The following is a 17351-nucleotide window of genomic DNA, read 5'->3' on the forward strand; positions in this document are numbered from 1 at the left end:
GGCGGGACGATCAGCCGATACCAACAGGTTTAGCGAATACCGGCGTTACGCAGCGCCGCCGGGGTGAACTCGTTGACGCTTGGCTGATAGGCGTAATTGATGCCTTGCTTGTTTTCGTTGCCCAGGTTCGACACCACGTAGCGCCCGGCGATCAGGTCGTAGGTGCCGATGCCGGCAAACGCGGTCAGCTTCTGCACATAGTCGGTGTAGGTATGCCCTTCGCTGACCCGCCACAGTTGGCCACGGCCGTCGTACTGGTCGATCTCGACCGCGGTCCAGGTGTCTTCGTCGAAGAACATGTGGCGCTTGGCATAGATGTGCCGGGAGCCAGCCTTGAGCGTGCCCACCACTTCCCAGACCCGATGCAGCTCATAGCGGGTCAGGTCCTGGTTGATATGGCCCGGCTGGATGATGTCGCTGTACTTGAGCGACGGCGACTGCAACTGGTAGCTGTTGTAGGGAATGTAGACCTCCTTCTTGCCCACCAGCTTCCAGTCGTAGCGGTCCGGCGCGCCGTTGTACATGTCGGCGTTGTCGGCGGTACGCAGGCCGTCGGCGGCCGTACCCGGGCCGTCGTAGGCCACCTGTGGCGCCCGGCGCACACGGCGCTGGCCGGCGTTGTAGGCCCAGGCCATGCGCGGCTCGGCCACCTGGTCGAGGGTCTCGTGGATCAGTGTCACGTTGCCGGCCATGCGTGCAGGTGCCGTTACGGTCTGCTTGGCGAAGAACAGGATGTTGTCGATGTCCTTGGGCTTGGCGTCGGCCATGATCCACGGGAAACCGGTGGCGATTTCGATCTGCACCGGGGTGAAGCTGCCGTTGACCTGCGGGGTGGCCTGGACCTGGGAGTTGATGTAGTTGTGGCCGCGGTAGCGGGTCAGGTGGTTCCACACCACTTCCAGGCCATTCTTGGGGATCGGGAAGGCATAGTAGTGGATCTGGTTGAAGTTCTTCAGCGAGTAGCCATCGTTGGCCGCTTCGGTGGTCACTGCGCTTTTCTTCGCTGCGTCATAGGCCAATTGCGGCATGACCGCGCTGCGCTGGGTCTTGTACACCGGCATCTTGTAGGTGTCGGGATAGCGTTTGAACAGGGCGAGCTGGCCGGGGGTCAGCTTGTCCTTGTACTGCTCGGCCGTGGCGGCGGTGATGACGAACAGCGGCTTTTCATCGGCATAGGGGTTGCCCATGAAGCCGTTTTTAACCGGGGCGGCATCGGCCTTGAGGCCGCCGGTCCAGGCCGGGATGCTGCCGTCGGCGTTGCCGGCTTTTTCCGCGCCCACCGGGGTGAGGCTGGTGCCAAGCCTGGCCGCTTCTTCCGGGGAAACGGCAGCCATCACACTGGCGGCCACCAGGGACAGGCTCAGGGTGCAAGCGGTGAATAGAAGACGTGCAGGTTTCATTGTTGTTTTTCCTCTCTGATGGGGGGCAGAAGTTCACGCCGAAGCTGAGGGCGACGTAGTCGCGATCAGTGTTGGTGTTCCACTTGCCGCCGAAGTAGTCGGTGTAGCTGAGACTGGCGGTGTAAGTGTTCAGGTATTCGGCATCCAGCCCCAGGCTCACGGCCTTGGTGCCTTCCTCGAAGTTCGGGCCAACACCGTCCACGTCATGGGACCAGGCAATGTTGGGCGACAGGTTGATGCCGGCAATCACGTTGGGGTAGTCGAACTTGCCGCGCAGGCGATAGCCCCAGGAACTGCTGGTGTAGAAACCGTGGCTGTTGCACTCCTGCTGCGGGTTGCTGGCCGCAGTCACGCCAGGCTGGCCTGGCACGGGCTGGATGGAGCCCACGCACACCGCCTGGTTGACCAACTGGCCGGCGCCGAACACGGTGCTGCGGCCAAAGCGCAGGTCGGTGCCGTCGCTGGACCCCAGGCCGTTGATGTGGTTGTAGCCCACCTCGCCCACCAGGGTCAGGCGGTCACTGCCCAGCACCTGATCGAAGAACTTCGTGGCACTGACCTGCGCCTGCAGCACCGGCATGCGCTTGTAGCCTTGGAGCTCGGCACCGGCGACGTTCTGCGAATTGCCGCTCAGGAACAGCGGCGAGGCCACGTTGCCCAGGGCCGCGAGGTTGAGGTCGCCACCGTTGAGGTTCAGCGGCATGTTCGGCCGGTAGCTGACCTCGCCACCCACCGAGATGCCGTCGACGTTGGTGGCAAAGCTCACCCCGTACAGGCGCACGTCTTCGGGGTAGACCGCGTTGTAGCTGGCGCTGCGGATGGCCGCGACCTGGTTGCTGGTGTCGGTGGCGCGCGTGAAGTTCAGGTTCGGGTTACGGCTGTGGTAGTTCATGGCGTAGAAGCCGAATTCGGTTTCGTTCAGCTCCGGCACGTACCAGCGCAGTGCCAGGCCGTACTGGCCGCTGTCGCGGGCGTCACGGGTCTTGGCACGTGGAACGTAGGCATTGTCGGTCACACCCGGGGTGCCGGTGTTGTTGGCCACGCCCGGCGGCAGGTCAAGGCCGGCCAGCACGACACGGTCGGTACAGCCTTCGGGGATGACGTCGTTGCCGAAGAAGGTGCCGCAGTTGTCGATTACCGAGCTTTCCCACTCGATCTGGTAGAACATCTCGGCGGTCAGGCTGTCGGTCAGTCCCTGGGACAGGTAGAACATGTTGACCGGGATCAGGCCTTCCTTCACCTCGGCGCCAGGGCGGCGCAAGGCAGCGACGTCGATGGGGTTGATGCTGTTGATCGAGTTGCCGATGAAGGTGCTCTCGCCCCAGCTCACCACCTGCTTGCCGACCCGCACGTTGCCGGGCAGCGAGCCCAGGTTGTAGTTGTGGTAGACGAAGCTGTCCAGGAACATGGCCCCGGACGATTTGGCCGCGCGGTCACGCCCGCTGTCGTCGATGTCGTAGAACGGCCGGCTTTCATCCTTGAGCTCGAAGTCGTACCAGTATTTGCCGCGCACGAACGCGCCGCTCTGGCCGTACTTGAGTTCCAGGTCATGCACGCCCTTGAAGATCTTCGAGAAAGTTTCGCCCTTCTTGAAGTTCAGGCGGTTGTCGTCGCTGGTGCGCGAGGCCGAGTTGCCGCGCACCCCTTGGGAGTTGAAGTTGGAGATGAAGTCCGGGTCGGGGCCGCGCACTGCCCAGCTGGCGCCGATCGACAGCGACGAATCGAAGCTGCCCTGGATTTCGCCAATGCTGAAATCCTTGGCATTGGCCTGTGATTGAACGGCAATGGCAACGGCGACGGCCAGCAGGTGTGGGGCGCGGCCTCCACATAGTCTCGTCAGGTTCATGATGACTCCGGTATTTAGGTGCGCGAGGAAGGCGTGCCGCACTCAGGGGTGCGGTTCTGGTCTCTGCGAAAACGCAAGAAGCGCGTGGCCTTCCCTGGCCACGCCGTGCTCAGGAACTCAAGCGATCCCGCGGGTCTGGTTTTTCCAGAACGGCTTGCGCAGCTCGGTCTTCAAGACCTTGCCGACACTGGTCAGCGGCAACCCGTCGCGAAACTCGATGCTGCGCGGCACCTTGTAGCCGGCGATGCGCTCGCGGCAGTGACCGATGATTTCTTCGCCGCTGGCCGTCATGCCCGGCTTGAGAACGATCACCGCGTGTACGCTCTCGCCCCATTTCTTGCAGGGAATACCGATCACCGCGCTTTGCGCCACCGCCGGGTGGCTGGCAATGGCGGTCTCGACCTCGGCGCTGTAGATGTTTTCGCCGCCGCTGACCACCATGTCCTTGAGCCGGTCGCAGACGTAGACAAACCCGTCGTCGTCCATGTAGCCGCCGTCGCCGGTGTGCATCCAGCCGCCGCGCAGGGCCTCGGCGGTAGCCTCGGGCTTTTTCCAGTAGCCGAGCATCACGTTCGGGCCACGGACGATGATCTCGCCCACGGTGCCACGTGGCACTTCGTTGTCGTGGGCGTCGACGATGCGCACTTCCACACAAACGCCGGGCAGGCCGGCCGAGTACATCTTGCCGCTGGCCTGGTGCTCGGCGGTGTGGTGGGCGGGGCCGAGGGTGGTGGCTACCGGTGCCAGTTCGGTCATGCCGTAGCCCTGGGAGAACTCGGCGTTGGGGAACATGGTGCGGGCGCGGTCGAGCAGCGACGGGGTAATGGTCGAAGCGCCATAGCCGACCCGCTTCAGGGCACTGAGATCGATATGCGCGCATTCACGCTGCTGGCAGTCGAGCAGCATCTGGATCATGGTCGGCGCCAGCAGCACCTCGGTGACCTGCTCCTGCTCGATGGCCTCGAGCGCGCTCTTTGGCGTGAAACCGGGCAGTATGATGTGGGTGCCGCCGGTGATGAACAGCGACACCATGGCGGCGAAGTCGGCCAGGTGGAACATCGGCATCGAATGCAAGAAGCGTGCATCGGCGCCGCACCTGCCGCTACACACCGAGTTCATGGCCGAGAAGCCGACATTGGTGTGGCTGAGCATGACCCCCTTGGGGAAGCCCGTGGTACCGCCGGTATAGAAAATACCCAGCAAGGCATCGCCACCGCGCCGCGCATCTTCCACCGCGGCGCTGTTGGCAATCAGGGTTTCGTAGTCGAGCATCCCGGCCGGGGTCGGGCCGTTGCCGGCGTAGATCACGTGGCGCAGGGTCTGGGCCTGTTCGAGGATGGTGCGGCCGATGTCCTTGTGCTGGTCGTCAACGATCAGCACCGTGGTTTCCGAGTCGTCCAGCGAGTAGACGATCTCGGCCACGCTCCAGCGAAAGTTCACCGGGTTGACCACCGCATCGGCCCACGGCACCGCCAGGTAGTACTCCAGGTATCGCTGGCAGTTGAGTGCAAGCATCGCCACACGATCGCCGCTGGCAACGCCCAGACCCTTCAGTGCACCGGCAAGCCGCGCCACCCGGTCGCCATACTCGGCGTAGGTGGTGCTGCGGCCCTCGGCACGGATGGCCACTGCATGCGGTCGGCTCTGCATATGACGATGCAGCCCTTGAGTGATGTACATGCTGAACTCCAAATTGCTTTTTATTTTTGGATTGATTTGGATCGTGTCGCGCTGTGCGGCGGGCCGACGCCAGGTCGGCCCTGCCGGCCATCAGGGTTACAGCGAGCGGGCAACCACTTCGCGCTGGATTTCGTTGGAACCACCGTAGATGCGCGCGACCCGGGCATCGGCCCACATCCGGCCGATCGGGTACTCGTTCATGTAGCCGTAGCCGCCAAACAGCTGCAGGCAACGGTCAAGTACCTCGCCCTGGCGTTCGGTCAGCCAGAACTTGCCCATCGACGCCAGGGTGGTGTCCAGGGTGCCGTCGATCCAGCGCTGCACGATCAGGTCGGCGAAGGTCTTGGCGGCCAGCACCGTGGCCTTGACGTCGGCAAGTACGAAGCGGCTGTTCTGGAAGTCGATCACCGGCTTGCCAAAGGCCTTGCGGTCCTTGGTGTATTCGATGGTCAGGCGCAATGCACGCTCCATCACCGCGACGGCGCCGACGCCGATCTGCGCGCGCTCGTACGGCAGCTGGCTCATCAGGGTGTAGAAGCCCCGCCCTTCCACTTCGCCGAGCAGGCAATCGGCCGGCACTTCGACGTCATCGAAGAACATCTCGGAGGTGTCCTGGGCGTGCATGCCGATCTTGCTCAGCAGCTTGCCGCGACGGAAACCCGGGGTATTGGTGTCGACCATGAACAGCGAGACGCCCTTGGCGCCCTGACTGGTATCGGTCTTGGCGATCACCAGGACCATGTCGCAGGTCTGGCCATTGCTGATGAAGGTCTTGGCGCCGTTGATGACGTACTTGTCACCCTGCTTCACCGCGCGGGTACGCACCGACTGCAGGTCGGAGCCGGCACCCGGTTCGGTCATGGCAATGGCGCAGATGATCTCGCCGGAGCCGATTTTCGGCAGCCAGTGCTTTTTCTGCGCCTCTGTGCCGGACTCCAGAATGTAGTGCGCCACGATGTGGCTAAGGCCCAGGCCGATGCCGCCACCGAAGGCGTTCATGGTCTGCACCACACAGGCGTAATGGCCGATGGTGCCACCGGCGCCGCCGTACTCTTCAGCCACGTCCGGCAGGATCAGGCCAAGCTCGCCAGCCTTGAGCCAGGCCGCGCGGTCGGCGTAGTGCTGCTCGCGCCAGTGCAGCTCATTGGGCTCCATGTACTCCTTGGCAAAGCGCTGGACCATGTCGCTAAACTGCTCCAGGTCTTCGGTCATCCAGGGTGAGCGGTAGTTTTCCAGCATTGCACGGACCTCTAGTAGGAAGCGCCCCTGGCGTCAGCGACGCCAGGGGCTGCAGGGCAATAAAGCGATCAGAAGTTGGAGCCTGGGCCGCCACCGCAGTAGATGACCTGGCCGGAGCAGAAGTCCGACTCGGGCAGGCAGAACATCACCACGGCACCTGCTGCCTCCTGGGGTTTGCCAGGGCGGCCCAGGGGGATGGTCACGGCCGCGTTGTCCAGGCGCGACTGCTGGACGCCAACCTTGATTTCACGCCCTTCGATGTTCACGGTCTTGCTGTCTTCGCCGGCCAGCGCCTGGGTCAGGCGGGTCTCGATCAGGCCAAAGGCAACGGAGTTGACGTTGACCTTCAGGCGGCCCCACTCCTTGGCCAGGGTCTTGGTCAGGCCCAGCATGCCGGCCTTGGCCGAGGAGTAGTTGCTCTGGCCGACGTTGCCACCGGCAGCGCCGGAGGAGATGTTGACCACTTTGCGCAGCACTTCACGGCCTTCGGCGGCCTCTTTTTTGGCAGCGGCGCTGATCACCGGCTGGGCGGCGCGCAGGATGCGGAACGGCGCGGTCAGGTGGCAGTCCATGATGGCGTACCACTGCTCGTCGCTCATCTTCTGGATCACGTTGTCCCAGGTGTAGCCGGCGTTGTTGATGATGATGTCGATGGCGCCGTAGTTGTCGACCGCGGTCTTCACCAGGCGCTCGGCGAAATCGGCGGCGGTTACGCTGCCGACGCACGCCACGGCCTCGCCACCGGCGTTGCGGATGGTCGCGACCACTTCTTCGGCAGGCTCGGCGTCCAGGTCGTTGACCACGATCTTGGCGCCATACGCAGCCAGTTGCAGCGCCACTTCACGGCCAATGCCACGACCGGAACCGGTCACCAGCGCTACTTTGCCTTCAAGCTTTTTCATCAGTCAGATCCTTAAAATGCTGTGGGTGTGGAGTCAGGCCAGGGCGACAACGGCTTCGCCGAGCAGCTTGTCTTCGCCGTACTGGTTGGTGCAGCGAATGGCGAGACGCACGCGCTTTTCGCCGTTTTCTTCGAATTTTTCGGTGATCTTGCCGCTGCAGCTCGGCACGTGACCCAACTGGGTGATGCCGGTGAAGCGCACCGAGAGGCTGCGCACTTGCGGCTGTGGCACCCACTGGGTCAGCAGGCGGCCCAGGTAGGCGGCCGAGAGCATGCCGTGGGCAAACACGTCGGGCATGCGCGCCTTGCGGGCAAAGTCGATGTCGACATGGATCGGGTTGTGGTCGCCCGAGGCCCCGCAATACAGGGCCAGGGTGGTGCGGTTGACGGGCTGCAGCTTGAGCAGCGGTACGTCGTCGCCCACCTGGATATCGGAAAACTGAACGTGGTTGGCAAGGGACATCGGCAATTCCTCAGCGCTGGACAAGAGACGAGCGGATATCGGCGATGTGCTCGCCATCCTGGTTGGTCACGCGGCTTTCCATCACCACGAACTGCAAGGCACCGCCCTTCTTTTCGTAGACATCCGAAATGCGCCCGTCGAAGGTCAGCACGTCACCGGCGTAGGCCATCTTGTGGTACACGAACGACTGCTCGGCGTGCAGGATGCGGCCCAGGTCGAAGTTCACCAGTTTGAGGAAGGTGTTCAGGTCGCGACCCTCGCCTTCCAGGCACTTGAGGAAAGTCGGTGGTACCGGCAGCGACTTGTAGCCGGCGGCCTTGGCAACGGCTTCGTCGGTGTAGACGGCGTCGGTTTCGCCGATTGCCTTGGCGAAGAAGCGCAAGCGGCCCTTCTCGACTTCGGTGTGGAATCTATCGAGCTTGTGCCCGATCAGGTTCTTGTCAGCCATGTGTCTCGTTCCTCTTGTTGTAAGGGGCTGTCGGGCTCAGTTGCGACCGTACATGGTCACCACGCAGGCGCCGCCCAGGCCCAGGTTGTGTTGCAAGGCAATGTTGAGGTCTTCGACCTGGCGCTTATCGGCGCTGCCGCGCAGCTGATGGGTCAGCTCGTAGCACTGGGCCAGGCCCGTTGCGCCCAGGGGGTGACCCTTGGAAAGCAGGCCGCCGGAGGGGTTGGTCACCACTTGGCCGCCGTAGGTGTTGTCGCCATCGAGCACGAACTGTTCGCCACTGCCCACCGGGCACAGGCCCAGGGCTTCGTAGGTGAGCAACTCGTTCTGGGCGAAGCAGTCGTGCAGCTCCACGGCGCGCACATCCTGCGGCCCGAAACCGGACTGCTCGTAGACCAGGTTGGCGGCGCGCTGGGCCATGTAGAATCCGGCGTAGGCGATCATCGACGGCGGGTCGAACGACTCCACCGGGTCGGTGACCATCGACTGGGCCAGGATCACCACATCACTGCGCAGGCCGTGCTTCTTGGCGAAGGCTGGCGAGCAGACCACTGCCGCGGCCGCGCCGCAGGTAGGTGGGCAGGCCATCAGGCGCGTCATGACACCGGGCCACAGCAACTTGTCGTTCATCACGTCTTCGGTGCTGACGATGTTCTTGAACAGTGCCAGCGGGTTGTTGGCGGCGTGGCGGCTGGCCTTGGCGCGGATGGCGGCGAAGGTCTCCATGCGGGTGCCGTACTTCTGCATGTGCTCGCGGCCGGCGCCGCCGAAGGTCTTCAGGGCACGAGGCAGGTCGACATCGCGGGTCAGGCCTTCCAGCACATGGACCACACTGGCGCGGGTCTGCGGGCGGTCGTCCCAGTGGGATTTCAGCGCACCGGCCTGCATCTGCTCGAAGCCCAGGGCCAGCACGCAATCGGCCTGGCCGCTCTGCACGGCAGCACGGGCCAGGTACAACGCGGTAGAGCCGGTGGAGCAGTTGTTATTGACGTTGACAATCGGGATACCGGTGCGGCCGACTTCATACAGGGCGGTCTGGCCGCAGGTGGAGTCACCGTAGACATAGCCGGTGAACGCCATCTGCACCTTGTCGTAATCGATGCCCGCATCCTTGAGAGCCAGGCGGGTGGCCTCGGCGCCCATGTCGGTGTAGCTGGGGCTCGCACCTGGCTTGGAGAAAGGGATCATGCCAACCCCGGCTACCACCACTTTGTCGTTCATCGATTCGTATCCTTTGCCATGCACTTTCAGAGGGGAACCCGCCCGGCTGGCCGGTGGTTGTTGGTGCCCATCGTAGGAGTGGCAAGGGTGGTGCTACGACCGTCGAAGGGATGAAGTTGCGGATCAACACGGGAGGCGTTCGAAGGAACGAGGGACGGGAGTAGTGAGTACCCTGTGGCAGCCGGCTTGTCCCGCGATCCAGTGCGAAGCTGCCGTTCGAAAGTGCAGGCTGTACCGGCCTTGTCGCGGGGCAAGCCCGCTGCCACCGAGTCGACGGATCACGCCCCCCGGGTTGCGCAGCCCTACCCCACCCCCTCCCTTCGAACGACGCCACGCATACTCCACAGCATCATCCCTTCGGCGCTCCCTGGCCCTGCGACCAGCCACCTAGCATGGCTGCACAGTCCCCCACCAAACGAAGGACCGCAATGAGCGCCTATAAACCCTCCTGGCTAACCGAAGACATGGCCATCTTCCAGCAATCAGTCCGCCGCTTCGCCGCCGAAGAACTGGTGCCGAACGAAGAACGCTGGGCCAAGCAGCAGCACGTCGACCGCCAGACCTGGCTCAAGGCCGGTGAAATGGGCATGCTCTGCCCCGGCATCCCCGAAGAGTACGGCGGTGGCGGCGGTAGCCACGCCCACAACGCGATCATCGGCTACGAGCTGTCCCATGCCATTGCCACCAGCCTTGGCACCAACGTGCATAGCGCCATTACGGCCCACTACATCCTGCGCTACGCCAGCGAAGCGCAAAAGCAACGCTGGCTGCCGCGCATGGCCACCGGCGAGCTGGTCGCCGCCATTGCCATGACCGAACCCGGCGCCGGTACCGACCTGCAGAACGTCAAGACCAAGGCCATCCGTGACGGCGACCACTACGTGATCAACGGCTCCAAGACGTTCATCACCAACGGCTACCACGCCGACCTGGTGCTGCTGGTGTGCAAGACCGACCCGACCCTGGGCGCCAAGGGCATGTCGATCATCGTGCTGGAAACCAAGGACCTGCCAGGTTTTCGCCGCGGTCGCATCCTCGAAAAACTCGGCCAGAAAGGCCAGGACACCTCCGAGCTGTTCTTCGACGACGTGCGCGTGCCGGTGGAGAACCTGCTCGGCCCGCAAGAGGGCCAGGGCTTCTACCAGCTGATGCAGCAACTGCCCGAAGAACGCATGTTCATCGCCATGAACGCCCTGGGCGCAATGGAGCGGGCGGTAGAAGAAACCATTCAATACACCCAGGACCGCAAGCTGTTCGGCAAGCCGCTGATGGACATGCAGAACACCCGCTTCAAGCTGGCCGAAATGCAGACCACGGTGACCATCGCCCAGACCTTCATCGATGCGTGCATGACCAAGATGGTCAATCACCAACTCGATGCAACCACCGCGGCGAAAGCCAAGTGGTGGGCCTCGACCCAGGCCTGCCAGATCATCGACGAGTGCCTGCAGTTGCACGGTGGCTACGGCTACATGCTCGAGTACCCGATCGCCCGCCTGTACATCAACACTCGCCCGATGCGTATCTACGGCGGCTCCAACGAAGTGATGAAAGAGCTGATCGCGCGCACTTTCTAGCCCCCCGGCCCGCCCGCAGGCGCAAAGGCCCCGGGCGGGCGCTACTCTGGATCGGAGAATCCGATGTCGGTACTTGAGTTTTCCCGGCAAGACAACATCGCCACCCTGGTGATGTCACGCCCAGGCGTCAAGAACGCCTACAACAGCGAAATGCGCCTGGCCATGCTGCAAGCGCTGGACGAGATTCGCCGCGATCCGCAGATACGCGCCGTCATCCTCACCGGTGCCGGCGAAGACTTTTGCGCCGGCGGCGATGTCGGCAGCATGGCGAGCATGGACTATTCGACCGCGCAGCTGCGCACGCGCATGGAGGCAAACCACCGGGTGGTTGCCGAGCTGGTCGCACTGCCCTGCCCGGTGATCGCGGCGGTGGATGGCGTTGCCGCCGGCGCCGGTTTCAGCCTGGCCCTGGCAGCAGACTTCACCCTGGCCTCGGAACGCGCGCGGTTCAGCATGGCATTCGCGCGTATCGGTGCGGTGCCCGACATGGGCGCCACGTACATCCTGCCCCGGCTGGTTGGCCTGCAAAAGGCCCGCGAGCTGATTTACTCGGCCCGCGAACTCAATGCCGCCCAGGCGCTGGAGATGGGCCTGTTGCTGGAGGTCGTGGCAGACGGCGGCCTGCACGCCCGCGCCGACGAGCTGGCGCGCAGCCTGAGCAATCTGTCACCGGCGGCATTCGCCATGACCAAGCGCCTGCTGGCCCAATCGTTGAACAACGACTGGAGCAGCCAGCTGAACGATGAAGCCTGGGCACAGGCGATTGCCATGTCGGGCGACTATTTCAAGGACGCGACCGCGCGCTTCATGCGCAAGGAGCCGTTGCCGTACCGCTGGCCGCGGCCAGCCAGGAGCGAGCAGCCATGAGCAGCACCTCCCTGCATGACCTGGCGCTCACCGATGAGGACGCGCCCTTGGCTGGTTTTGTACCGCTGCAAGCGAGTGGCTTCATCGCCCAGTGCACCGGCCTCTATTACCACCCGCAGAGCACCCTGCTGGCGGCCCGGATCCGCCCTGAACACCTGAACCCGCTGGGCATTGCCCATGGCGGGTTGCTCGCGACCCTGGCCGACTCCGCCCTTGGCCGGGCGATCAAGCTCGCCGCCGGCAGCGAAACGCCCCCGGTCACCATCAACCTGAGCATGGACTACCTGTGCCCGGCGCCGCTGGGTGCATGGGTCGAGGCCCATGTGCAGGTTCATCGTATCGGGCGCAGCCTGTACCACGCCAGCCTCGACCTGCGCGACGGCGAGCGCCTGGTCGCCCGTGGCAAGGCGACCTTTATCGGCAATGCCGTCAAGGCGCGCTGACTACAGCGCGGTGTTGTCGGGCAGCTTCAGGTCCAGGTCGCGAGCCTTGGCAATGGCCTCGTCGCGGCCGGTGACCGCAAGCTTGTAGAAAATGTTTTTCATGTGCCACTTCACCGTTTCCGGTGACAGGTTCAATACCCGCGCAATCTTCTTGTTCGGCAGCGTCCGAGCTACCAGGCTCAGTACCTCGAGCTCGCGGGCACTGAGCACTTTGGGGCTGTCGCCCGCTTCAGCCTGCTGCTGGGTTGACGCCGTGCTGCGGGCGATGTCCAGCAGACGCCGGGTGTAGAACTCCAGCACCGGGTCCGGCTTGTCGTGCTCCAGCAACGCCTGCAATCGTGCGGCCATCCCGGGCCATGCATCGAGCAGGGTACGCACCAGGCCCAGTCGATGGCCCTGGCGCAACGCTTCGACCAAGAGTTCACGGGCCACCTGTGGTCGTTGCTGGCCCTGCTCGCAGATCGCCAGTTGCAGGAGCATGGGGACCACCCGGCGCCAGCGTCGATGAGCGCGTGAGGTGTCGACCAGCTCATACAGCTGCTGCGCAGCATCGCCCAGGTTGCCCTTGTGCAGATACCGCTCACAGGCAGCACGGCGGGCGATGACCCATACCTCCAGGGCCGTCCCCGGGCCTTGTGGCTGATCGCCGGCCGCCAGTTGCTCGATGCGCTGCAGCACCGCATCGGCCTGCTGTTCATCGCCGCCCTGCTGTGCCCAGCGCATGCGCAGCATCAACGCCGAGGCCAACAGCCGGTCCAGGTTGTAGCTGCTTGCAAACTGCTCCAGTCGCTCGACCCAGCTCCAGGCTTCGACAGGGCGACCGGCCAGCCAATGGGCCGTGGCCAGGGTCTGCATCGCCTGCAGCACACTGTCGGCAAGGGCCACGCGCTGCAACAGCTTCATGCGCGGCTCCAGCAGTTGGCACGCCGCCTCGTAGTCGCCCTGCTCGTACAGGGCCACGCCCAACAAGGCCGCGGCCATGCTGCTGACGATCAGGTACGCCACTCCCTGGCTTTGCGCCTGCTCGAGTACTTCGCGGTACAGGTGTTCGGCTTGCGCAACGCGACCCTCGAGCGCCAGGCTCATGCCGCTGAAGCATCGCCCCACCAGGCTGCGTCGCGGCGACCCCTGCAGGCGCTCGCCGTCCTTGAGCACGGCCCGGGCCTGCTCGAATTCGCCCTGGTACATGTACAGCCACGCCAGGGTGTTGCTACGCCCGGCATAGGCAAAATCGTCGGCATCCTCAGGAATGGCCAGCAGCGCCGGGCGCATTGCCAGCAAGGCCTCGGTATCGTCGCGAAACAGCGCCAGGCTGCCCTGCAGCACGGTAAACACATGCTGCTGGTTGCGGTCGAGCAAGGCGTACTGGCGGCGCAAGTGCGCCAGGCTCTGCTCCACCGCAGGGTAGTTGCGGGCATACAGCGACAGGTGCGCCATGACCAGTTGCAGGCCGATACGGCTGGCGGTCTGCTCCGCCGGCAGGCTGCGCAACAGCCCCGATACCTGGCTCAGGTTGCCCTTGTTCAGCAGGTCGTAGGCGCAGGCTTCGACGATATCGGCGGCGGCTTCGGCATCGCCCGCCTTTACTGCATGGCGCACCGCTTCGTCGAGATGACCATGGCTGCTGAACCAGCCTCGCGCCGTGGCGTGCAGGCTTGCCAGGCTTTCGTCCGCCTGCGCCGCCAGGCGGCTGTGCAGGACCTTGCCCAGCAACGGATGCAGGCGATACCAGGTTTCCTGGTCGTGGCTCTTGATCTGGGTGATGAACAGGTTGTCGCTGTCCAGGCGGGTGAGCTGGGTGAACATCCGGGCGATGGCATGGGGCTGGCCCATCAGGGTTGCGCAGAGCGAGGCACAAAAGCGTTCGCAGATCGACACCCGGGTGAGCAGGCGCAGGTCTTCGGGCGCCAGGCGTACCAGCACTTCCCGTTCAAAATAGCTGGCAAAGGCACCCGGATCGCGCACCTGCACCCGGTCGAAGCGCCCGCCCTGCTTGGCCTTGAGGTCGACGGCAAACAGCTGCAGGCCGGCCACCCAGCCGTCGGTCAACTCGTGCAGCACGGCCGCATCGCGCGGGTCGATGCTGCCCAGCTGCTCACGCAGGAAGCGTTCCGATTCCTCGGCGCTGAAACGCAGGTCGCGCAGGTCGAAATCACTCACCTGGCCACGCCCGCGCAAACGTGCGAGGGCGACCGGCAAGGCGACCCGCGAGCAGAGCACCAGGTGCAACCTGGCCGGTGCGTAGTCGAGCAACCAGTGCAGCGCCTGGATGATGTGCGGGTCCTGCACATGGTGCAGGTCGTCCAGCATCAGCACCAGCTCGCGGCCATGCCGGTCGATGCTCTGCACCAGGGTGATGACCCAGTGTTCCAGGGCCATTTCGCCGTTGTCGCGACCGAGCAGGAAACCGGCCTCGCGCACCAGCGCGGGGTCGACTTCGGCCAGGCTTGCCTGCAGGCAATGGCAGAAGCGCTCCAGGTCATCGTCTTCGGCCGACAGCGACAGCCAGGCCACATCGTAATTCAGCGCCAGCAACTCGCGGCGCCAGCCCAGCAGGGTGCTGGTCTTGCCGCTGCCGGCCGGCCCCTGGATCACCACGCAGCGCTGGCGGCGGGCCTCCAGCAAGCGCGCCAGCAGGCCCTCGCGGGCCAACAGCACGCGCGCCCCACGGGGCGGCAGCACTTTGGTCTGGACATTGGAGGGATCAGTGTCGGTTTCTGCATCGGACAATAGCGGCATGAGCGAAGACATCCAGAATGGCGGACAGCGCAGGACCACAGTGTAAGGGCTAACGCAGCGCTTGTGGGGGCTTGCTGTCTCCCCGCGGGCCCGATACACAATCGGTATCGGGCCAGACCGCAAAAGTATTGTTCGCCGGGCCCGCCCCCTGCCTACCATCGAAGCCCTGCCAATGGAGGTTTCGATGAACACATGCAAGGGGCCGCTTGCCGGGGTCCGGGTACTGGATATCACCGCCGTGCTGATGGGCCCCTATGCCACCCAGATGCTCGGCGACATGGGCGCCGACGTCATCAAGGTCGAGTCGCCCGAGGGCGACACCGTGCGCGATATCGGCCCGCGCAGAAACCACGGCATGGCCGGTATTTTCCTGCAGGCCAACCGCAACAAGCGCAGCATTGTCCTCGACCTCAAGCAGCCCGAGGGTCGCGAAGCCCTGCTGCGCCTGGCCGCCGACGTCGACGTGCTGGTCTACAACGTGAGGCCACAGGCCATGGCGCGCCTGGGCCTGGACTATGCCGCGGTGGCGGCGGTCAACCCGACGATCATCTACGTGGGCGTCTACGGCTACGGCCAGGCGGGCCCCTACGCCGCCAAGCCGGCTTACGATGACCTGATCCAGGGCGCCGTGGGCTTGCCGGCGCTGACCCTGGCGGCCGGTGCCGACACCCCGCGCTATGTGCCCAGTGCCATGGCGGACCGTATCGTTGGCATGAGCGCGGTCAGCGCGATCACCGCTGCGCTCTATCATCGCCAGTGCAGCGGTGAGGGCCAGTCGATCGAAATTCCCATGTTCGAGACCATGGCCCAGTTCGTGCTGGGCGATCACCTGGGCGGGCTGAGCTTCGATCCGCCCCAGGGGCCGTCGGGGTATGCCCGCCTGCTCAACGAGCACCGCAAGCCCTACCCCACCCTTGACGGGTTTCTGTGCGTGATGATCTACAGCGACAAACAGTGGCGCAGCTTTTTCGAACTGATCGGCCGGGGTGACGAGTTCGATACGGATGAACGCCTGGGCTCCATCGGACGGCGCACCGAACATATCCATGAGCTGTACCGCATGGTGGCCGGGATCATCGCCACCGGCACCAGCGCCGAATGGCTCGAACGGCTGGAGGCGGCGGACATCCCCGTGATGCCCATGCACACGGTGGAATCCCTGCTGGAAGACCCGCACCTGCAGGCCGTGGGTTTCTTCGACTACCAGGAGCATCCCAGCGAAGGCCGCATCCGCTCCCTGGGCATCCCCTCCACCTGGTCGGCGACACAACCGACCCTTACCCGCCATGCACCGCGGCTGGGAGAGCACAGCGCACAAATCCTCGCCGCCGCAGGCTACACCCCCGAACAAATCAACACCCTCGCCACCCGCGGCATCACCCGCCTGTAGGAGTGGGCTTGCCCAACGATGGCCGCGTTGCGGCCGATCGCGGGCAAGCCCCCTCCCAGAGGTACCGGGCAAGCCAGCAAGAGCGTAGCGAATTGTGCTCTTGATCTTGAACTTCAGGCCCCGTCAACCAGCGTAGGGCCCCTGGTGGGGCGGTGTACGGATCAACACACAAGACCTCATCGCGGAACAAGCCCACTCCCACAAAGCTCGATGAAGTGTCGTGCCGTAGGCGTCAGCGCATCTTCCAGCACCGCCAGGGCGGTCCCCACCACAAGACGCTCGTCCAGCTCTTCGAGCGGCAGGAACACCACCCCCGGACCGCTGCAACGGCACACCGCATCCGGCAACAACGCCACCCCCAACCCTCCTTCGACCAACCCCAGGATGGTCTGCACCTGCACCGCTTCCTGGGCAATCGGCGGCTGGATGCCGGCCGCCTGGAAGGCATACTGGGTCAAGGCATGCATGCCCGGCACCAGGCTGCGCGAATGGACGATGAAAGGCTCGTCGCCCAGATCGCCAAGCCGCAACCCCACCCGCCCCACCAGCGGCGAACCGGCACTCACCGCCAGGACCATGCGCTCGCGCTGCAGCAAGGTGATTTTCGCCGCGGTCGGCTCCAACACCGGAAAGCGCACCAGCGCCACATCCAGCGAGTGCTCGCCGATCCTGCGCAGCAGGTCGCTGGTGGTCGACTCCTCGATCTGCAGCTCCACCGCCGGGAACCGCTTGCGATAGCTGCGGATGAGGTCGGGCATGAGCGAAAAGGCGGCCGAACCGACAAAGCCGACCCGCAAGCGCCCCTGCTCGCCGCGCTGGCCCTCGCGGGCGGCGCGGCGTATTTCGTCGGCGAAGAACAGCGAGCGACGGGCATGACCCAGCACCGCTTCGCCCGCCGCGGTCAGTTTCAACCCCGAGGGCAAACGCTCGAACAGCAACACACCCAGCTCGCCCTCGAGCTTTTTGATCGAGGTCGACAACGGCGGCTGGGCCATGTGCAATTGCTCGGCGGCACGGTGAAAGTTGAGGGTCTGGGCCAGCACCAGGACTTGCTTGAGTTGACGTAATTCCATACTGCCTCTCTCGGGGCAAAGGCCCCGTGTATCGGTCGATCCGGATCAGGTATTGGACGCCCGC

At 64.5% G+C, this 17351-nt stretch carries 14 protein-coding genes; 4 read left to right on the forward strand and 10 right to left on the reverse strand.

Annotated elements, in window-relative coordinates; translation table 11 throughout:
- Positions 1-29 precede the first annotated feature (29 nt).
- The 8 genes from NPS58_RS14550 to NPS58_RS14585 form a co-directional block, all read right to left on the reverse strand.
- Positions 30-1280 (reverse strand): DUF1329 domain-containing protein, encoded by a 1251-nt coding sequence (locus NPS58_RS14550; RefSeq protein ID WP_274116543.1) that lies wholly within the window; start codon positions 1278-1280, stop codon positions 30-32.
- On the reverse strand, positions 1198-3246 hold the full coding sequence (locus NPS58_RS14555) for a DUF1302 domain-containing protein (protein ID WP_274116053.1): 2049 nt from the start codon (positions 3244-3246) through the stop codon (positions 1198-1200). The genes NPS58_RS14550 and NPS58_RS14555 overlap by 83 nt, the downstream gene beginning before the upstream one ends.
- 117 nt (positions 3247-3363) lie before the next feature.
- The gene (locus NPS58_RS14560; protein ID WP_274116054.1) at positions 3364-4926 is read right to left on the reverse strand and encodes a long-chain-fatty-acid--CoA ligase; all 1563 of its coding nucleotides are present in this window, start codon (positions 4924-4926) and stop codon (positions 3364-3366) included.
- A 96-nt stretch (positions 4927-5022) separates the two neighbouring features.
- Positions 5023-6165, reverse strand: coding sequence for an acyl-CoA dehydrogenase family protein (locus NPS58_RS14565; protein WP_274116055.1), 1143 nt, complete (start codon positions 6163-6165; stop codon positions 5023-5025).
- A 68-nt stretch (positions 6166-6233) separates the two neighbouring features.
- Positions 6234-7067, reverse strand: coding sequence for an SDR family NAD(P)-dependent oxidoreductase (locus NPS58_RS14570; protein WP_274116056.1), 834 nt, complete (start codon positions 7065-7067; stop codon positions 6234-6236).
- Positions 7068-7100: 33 nt separating this feature from the next.
- Positions 7101-7529 (reverse strand): MaoC family dehydratase, encoded by a 429-nt coding sequence (locus tag NPS58_RS14575; RefSeq protein ID WP_274116057.1) that lies wholly within the window; start codon positions 7527-7529, stop codon positions 7101-7103.
- 10 nt (positions 7530-7539) lie between these two features.
- Positions 7540-7977 carry a MaoC family dehydratase N-terminal domain-containing protein gene (locus NPS58_RS14580; RefSeq protein WP_274116058.1) on the reverse strand — a complete coding sequence of 146 codons (438 nt, stop codon included), beginning with the start codon at positions 7975-7977 and terminating at the stop codon, positions 7540-7542.
- A 36-nt stretch (positions 7978-8013) separates the two neighbouring features.
- Complete coding sequence (locus tag NPS58_RS14585; RefSeq protein WP_274116059.1) at positions 8014-9198, reverse strand: lipid-transfer protein; 1185 nt, start codon at positions 9196-9198, stop codon at positions 8014-8016.
- 428 nt (positions 9199-9626) lie between these two features.
- Here NPS58_RS14585 and NPS58_RS14590 point away from each other — a divergent pair, with 428 nt between their 5' ends.
- The 3 genes from NPS58_RS14590 to NPS58_RS14600 all read left to right on the forward strand — a co-directional run bounded on the left by NPS58_RS14590 (position 9627) and on the right by NPS58_RS14600 (position 12085).
- Complete coding sequence (locus NPS58_RS14590) at positions 9627-10775, forward strand: acyl-CoA dehydrogenase family protein (protein WP_274116060.1); 1149 nt, start codon at positions 9627-9629, stop codon at positions 10773-10775.
- Positions 10776-10838: 63 nt separating this feature from the next.
- Entirely contained in the window at positions 10839-11642 is an 804-nt protein-coding gene (locus tag NPS58_RS14595; RefSeq protein WP_274116061.1) for an enoyl-CoA hydratase/isomerase family protein, read from the forward strand.
- Positions 11639-12085, forward strand: coding sequence for a PaaI family thioesterase (locus tag NPS58_RS14600; RefSeq protein WP_274116062.1), 447 nt, complete (start codon positions 11639-11641; stop codon positions 12083-12085). Before NPS58_RS14595 ends, NPS58_RS14600 begins: the two co-directional genes overlap by 4 nt.
- Here NPS58_RS14600 and NPS58_RS14605 read toward each other — a convergent pair whose 3' ends face one another.
- Positions 12086-14824, reverse strand: a complete 2739-nt coding sequence (locus NPS58_RS14605) for a LuxR C-terminal-related transcriptional regulator (protein WP_274116063.1) — start codon at positions 14822-14824, stop codon at positions 12086-12088.
- Between the two features lie 184 nt (positions 14825-15008).
- On the opposite strand from NPS58_RS14605, the gene NPS58_RS14610 reads away from it, so the two are divergent.
- Entirely contained in the window at positions 15009-16214 is a 1206-nt protein-coding gene (locus tag NPS58_RS14610) for a CaiB/BaiF CoA transferase family protein (RefSeq protein WP_274116064.1), read from the forward strand.
- 176 nt (positions 16215-16390) lie between these two features.
- Here the strand turns inward: NPS58_RS14610 and NPS58_RS14615 are convergent, their stop codons facing one another.
- Positions 16391-17287: a LysR family transcriptional regulator gene (locus NPS58_RS14615; protein WP_274116065.1), complete on the reverse strand. Its 897-nt coding sequence runs from the start codon at positions 17285-17287 to the stop codon at positions 16391-16393.
- Between the last annotated feature and the right edge of the window lie 64 nt (positions 17288-17351).

Source organism: Pseudomonas putida (assembly GCF_028682455.1).
Classification (GTDB): domain Bacteria; phylum Pseudomonadota; class Gammaproteobacteria; order Pseudomonadales; family Pseudomonadaceae; genus Aquipseudomonas; species Aquipseudomonas putida_AA.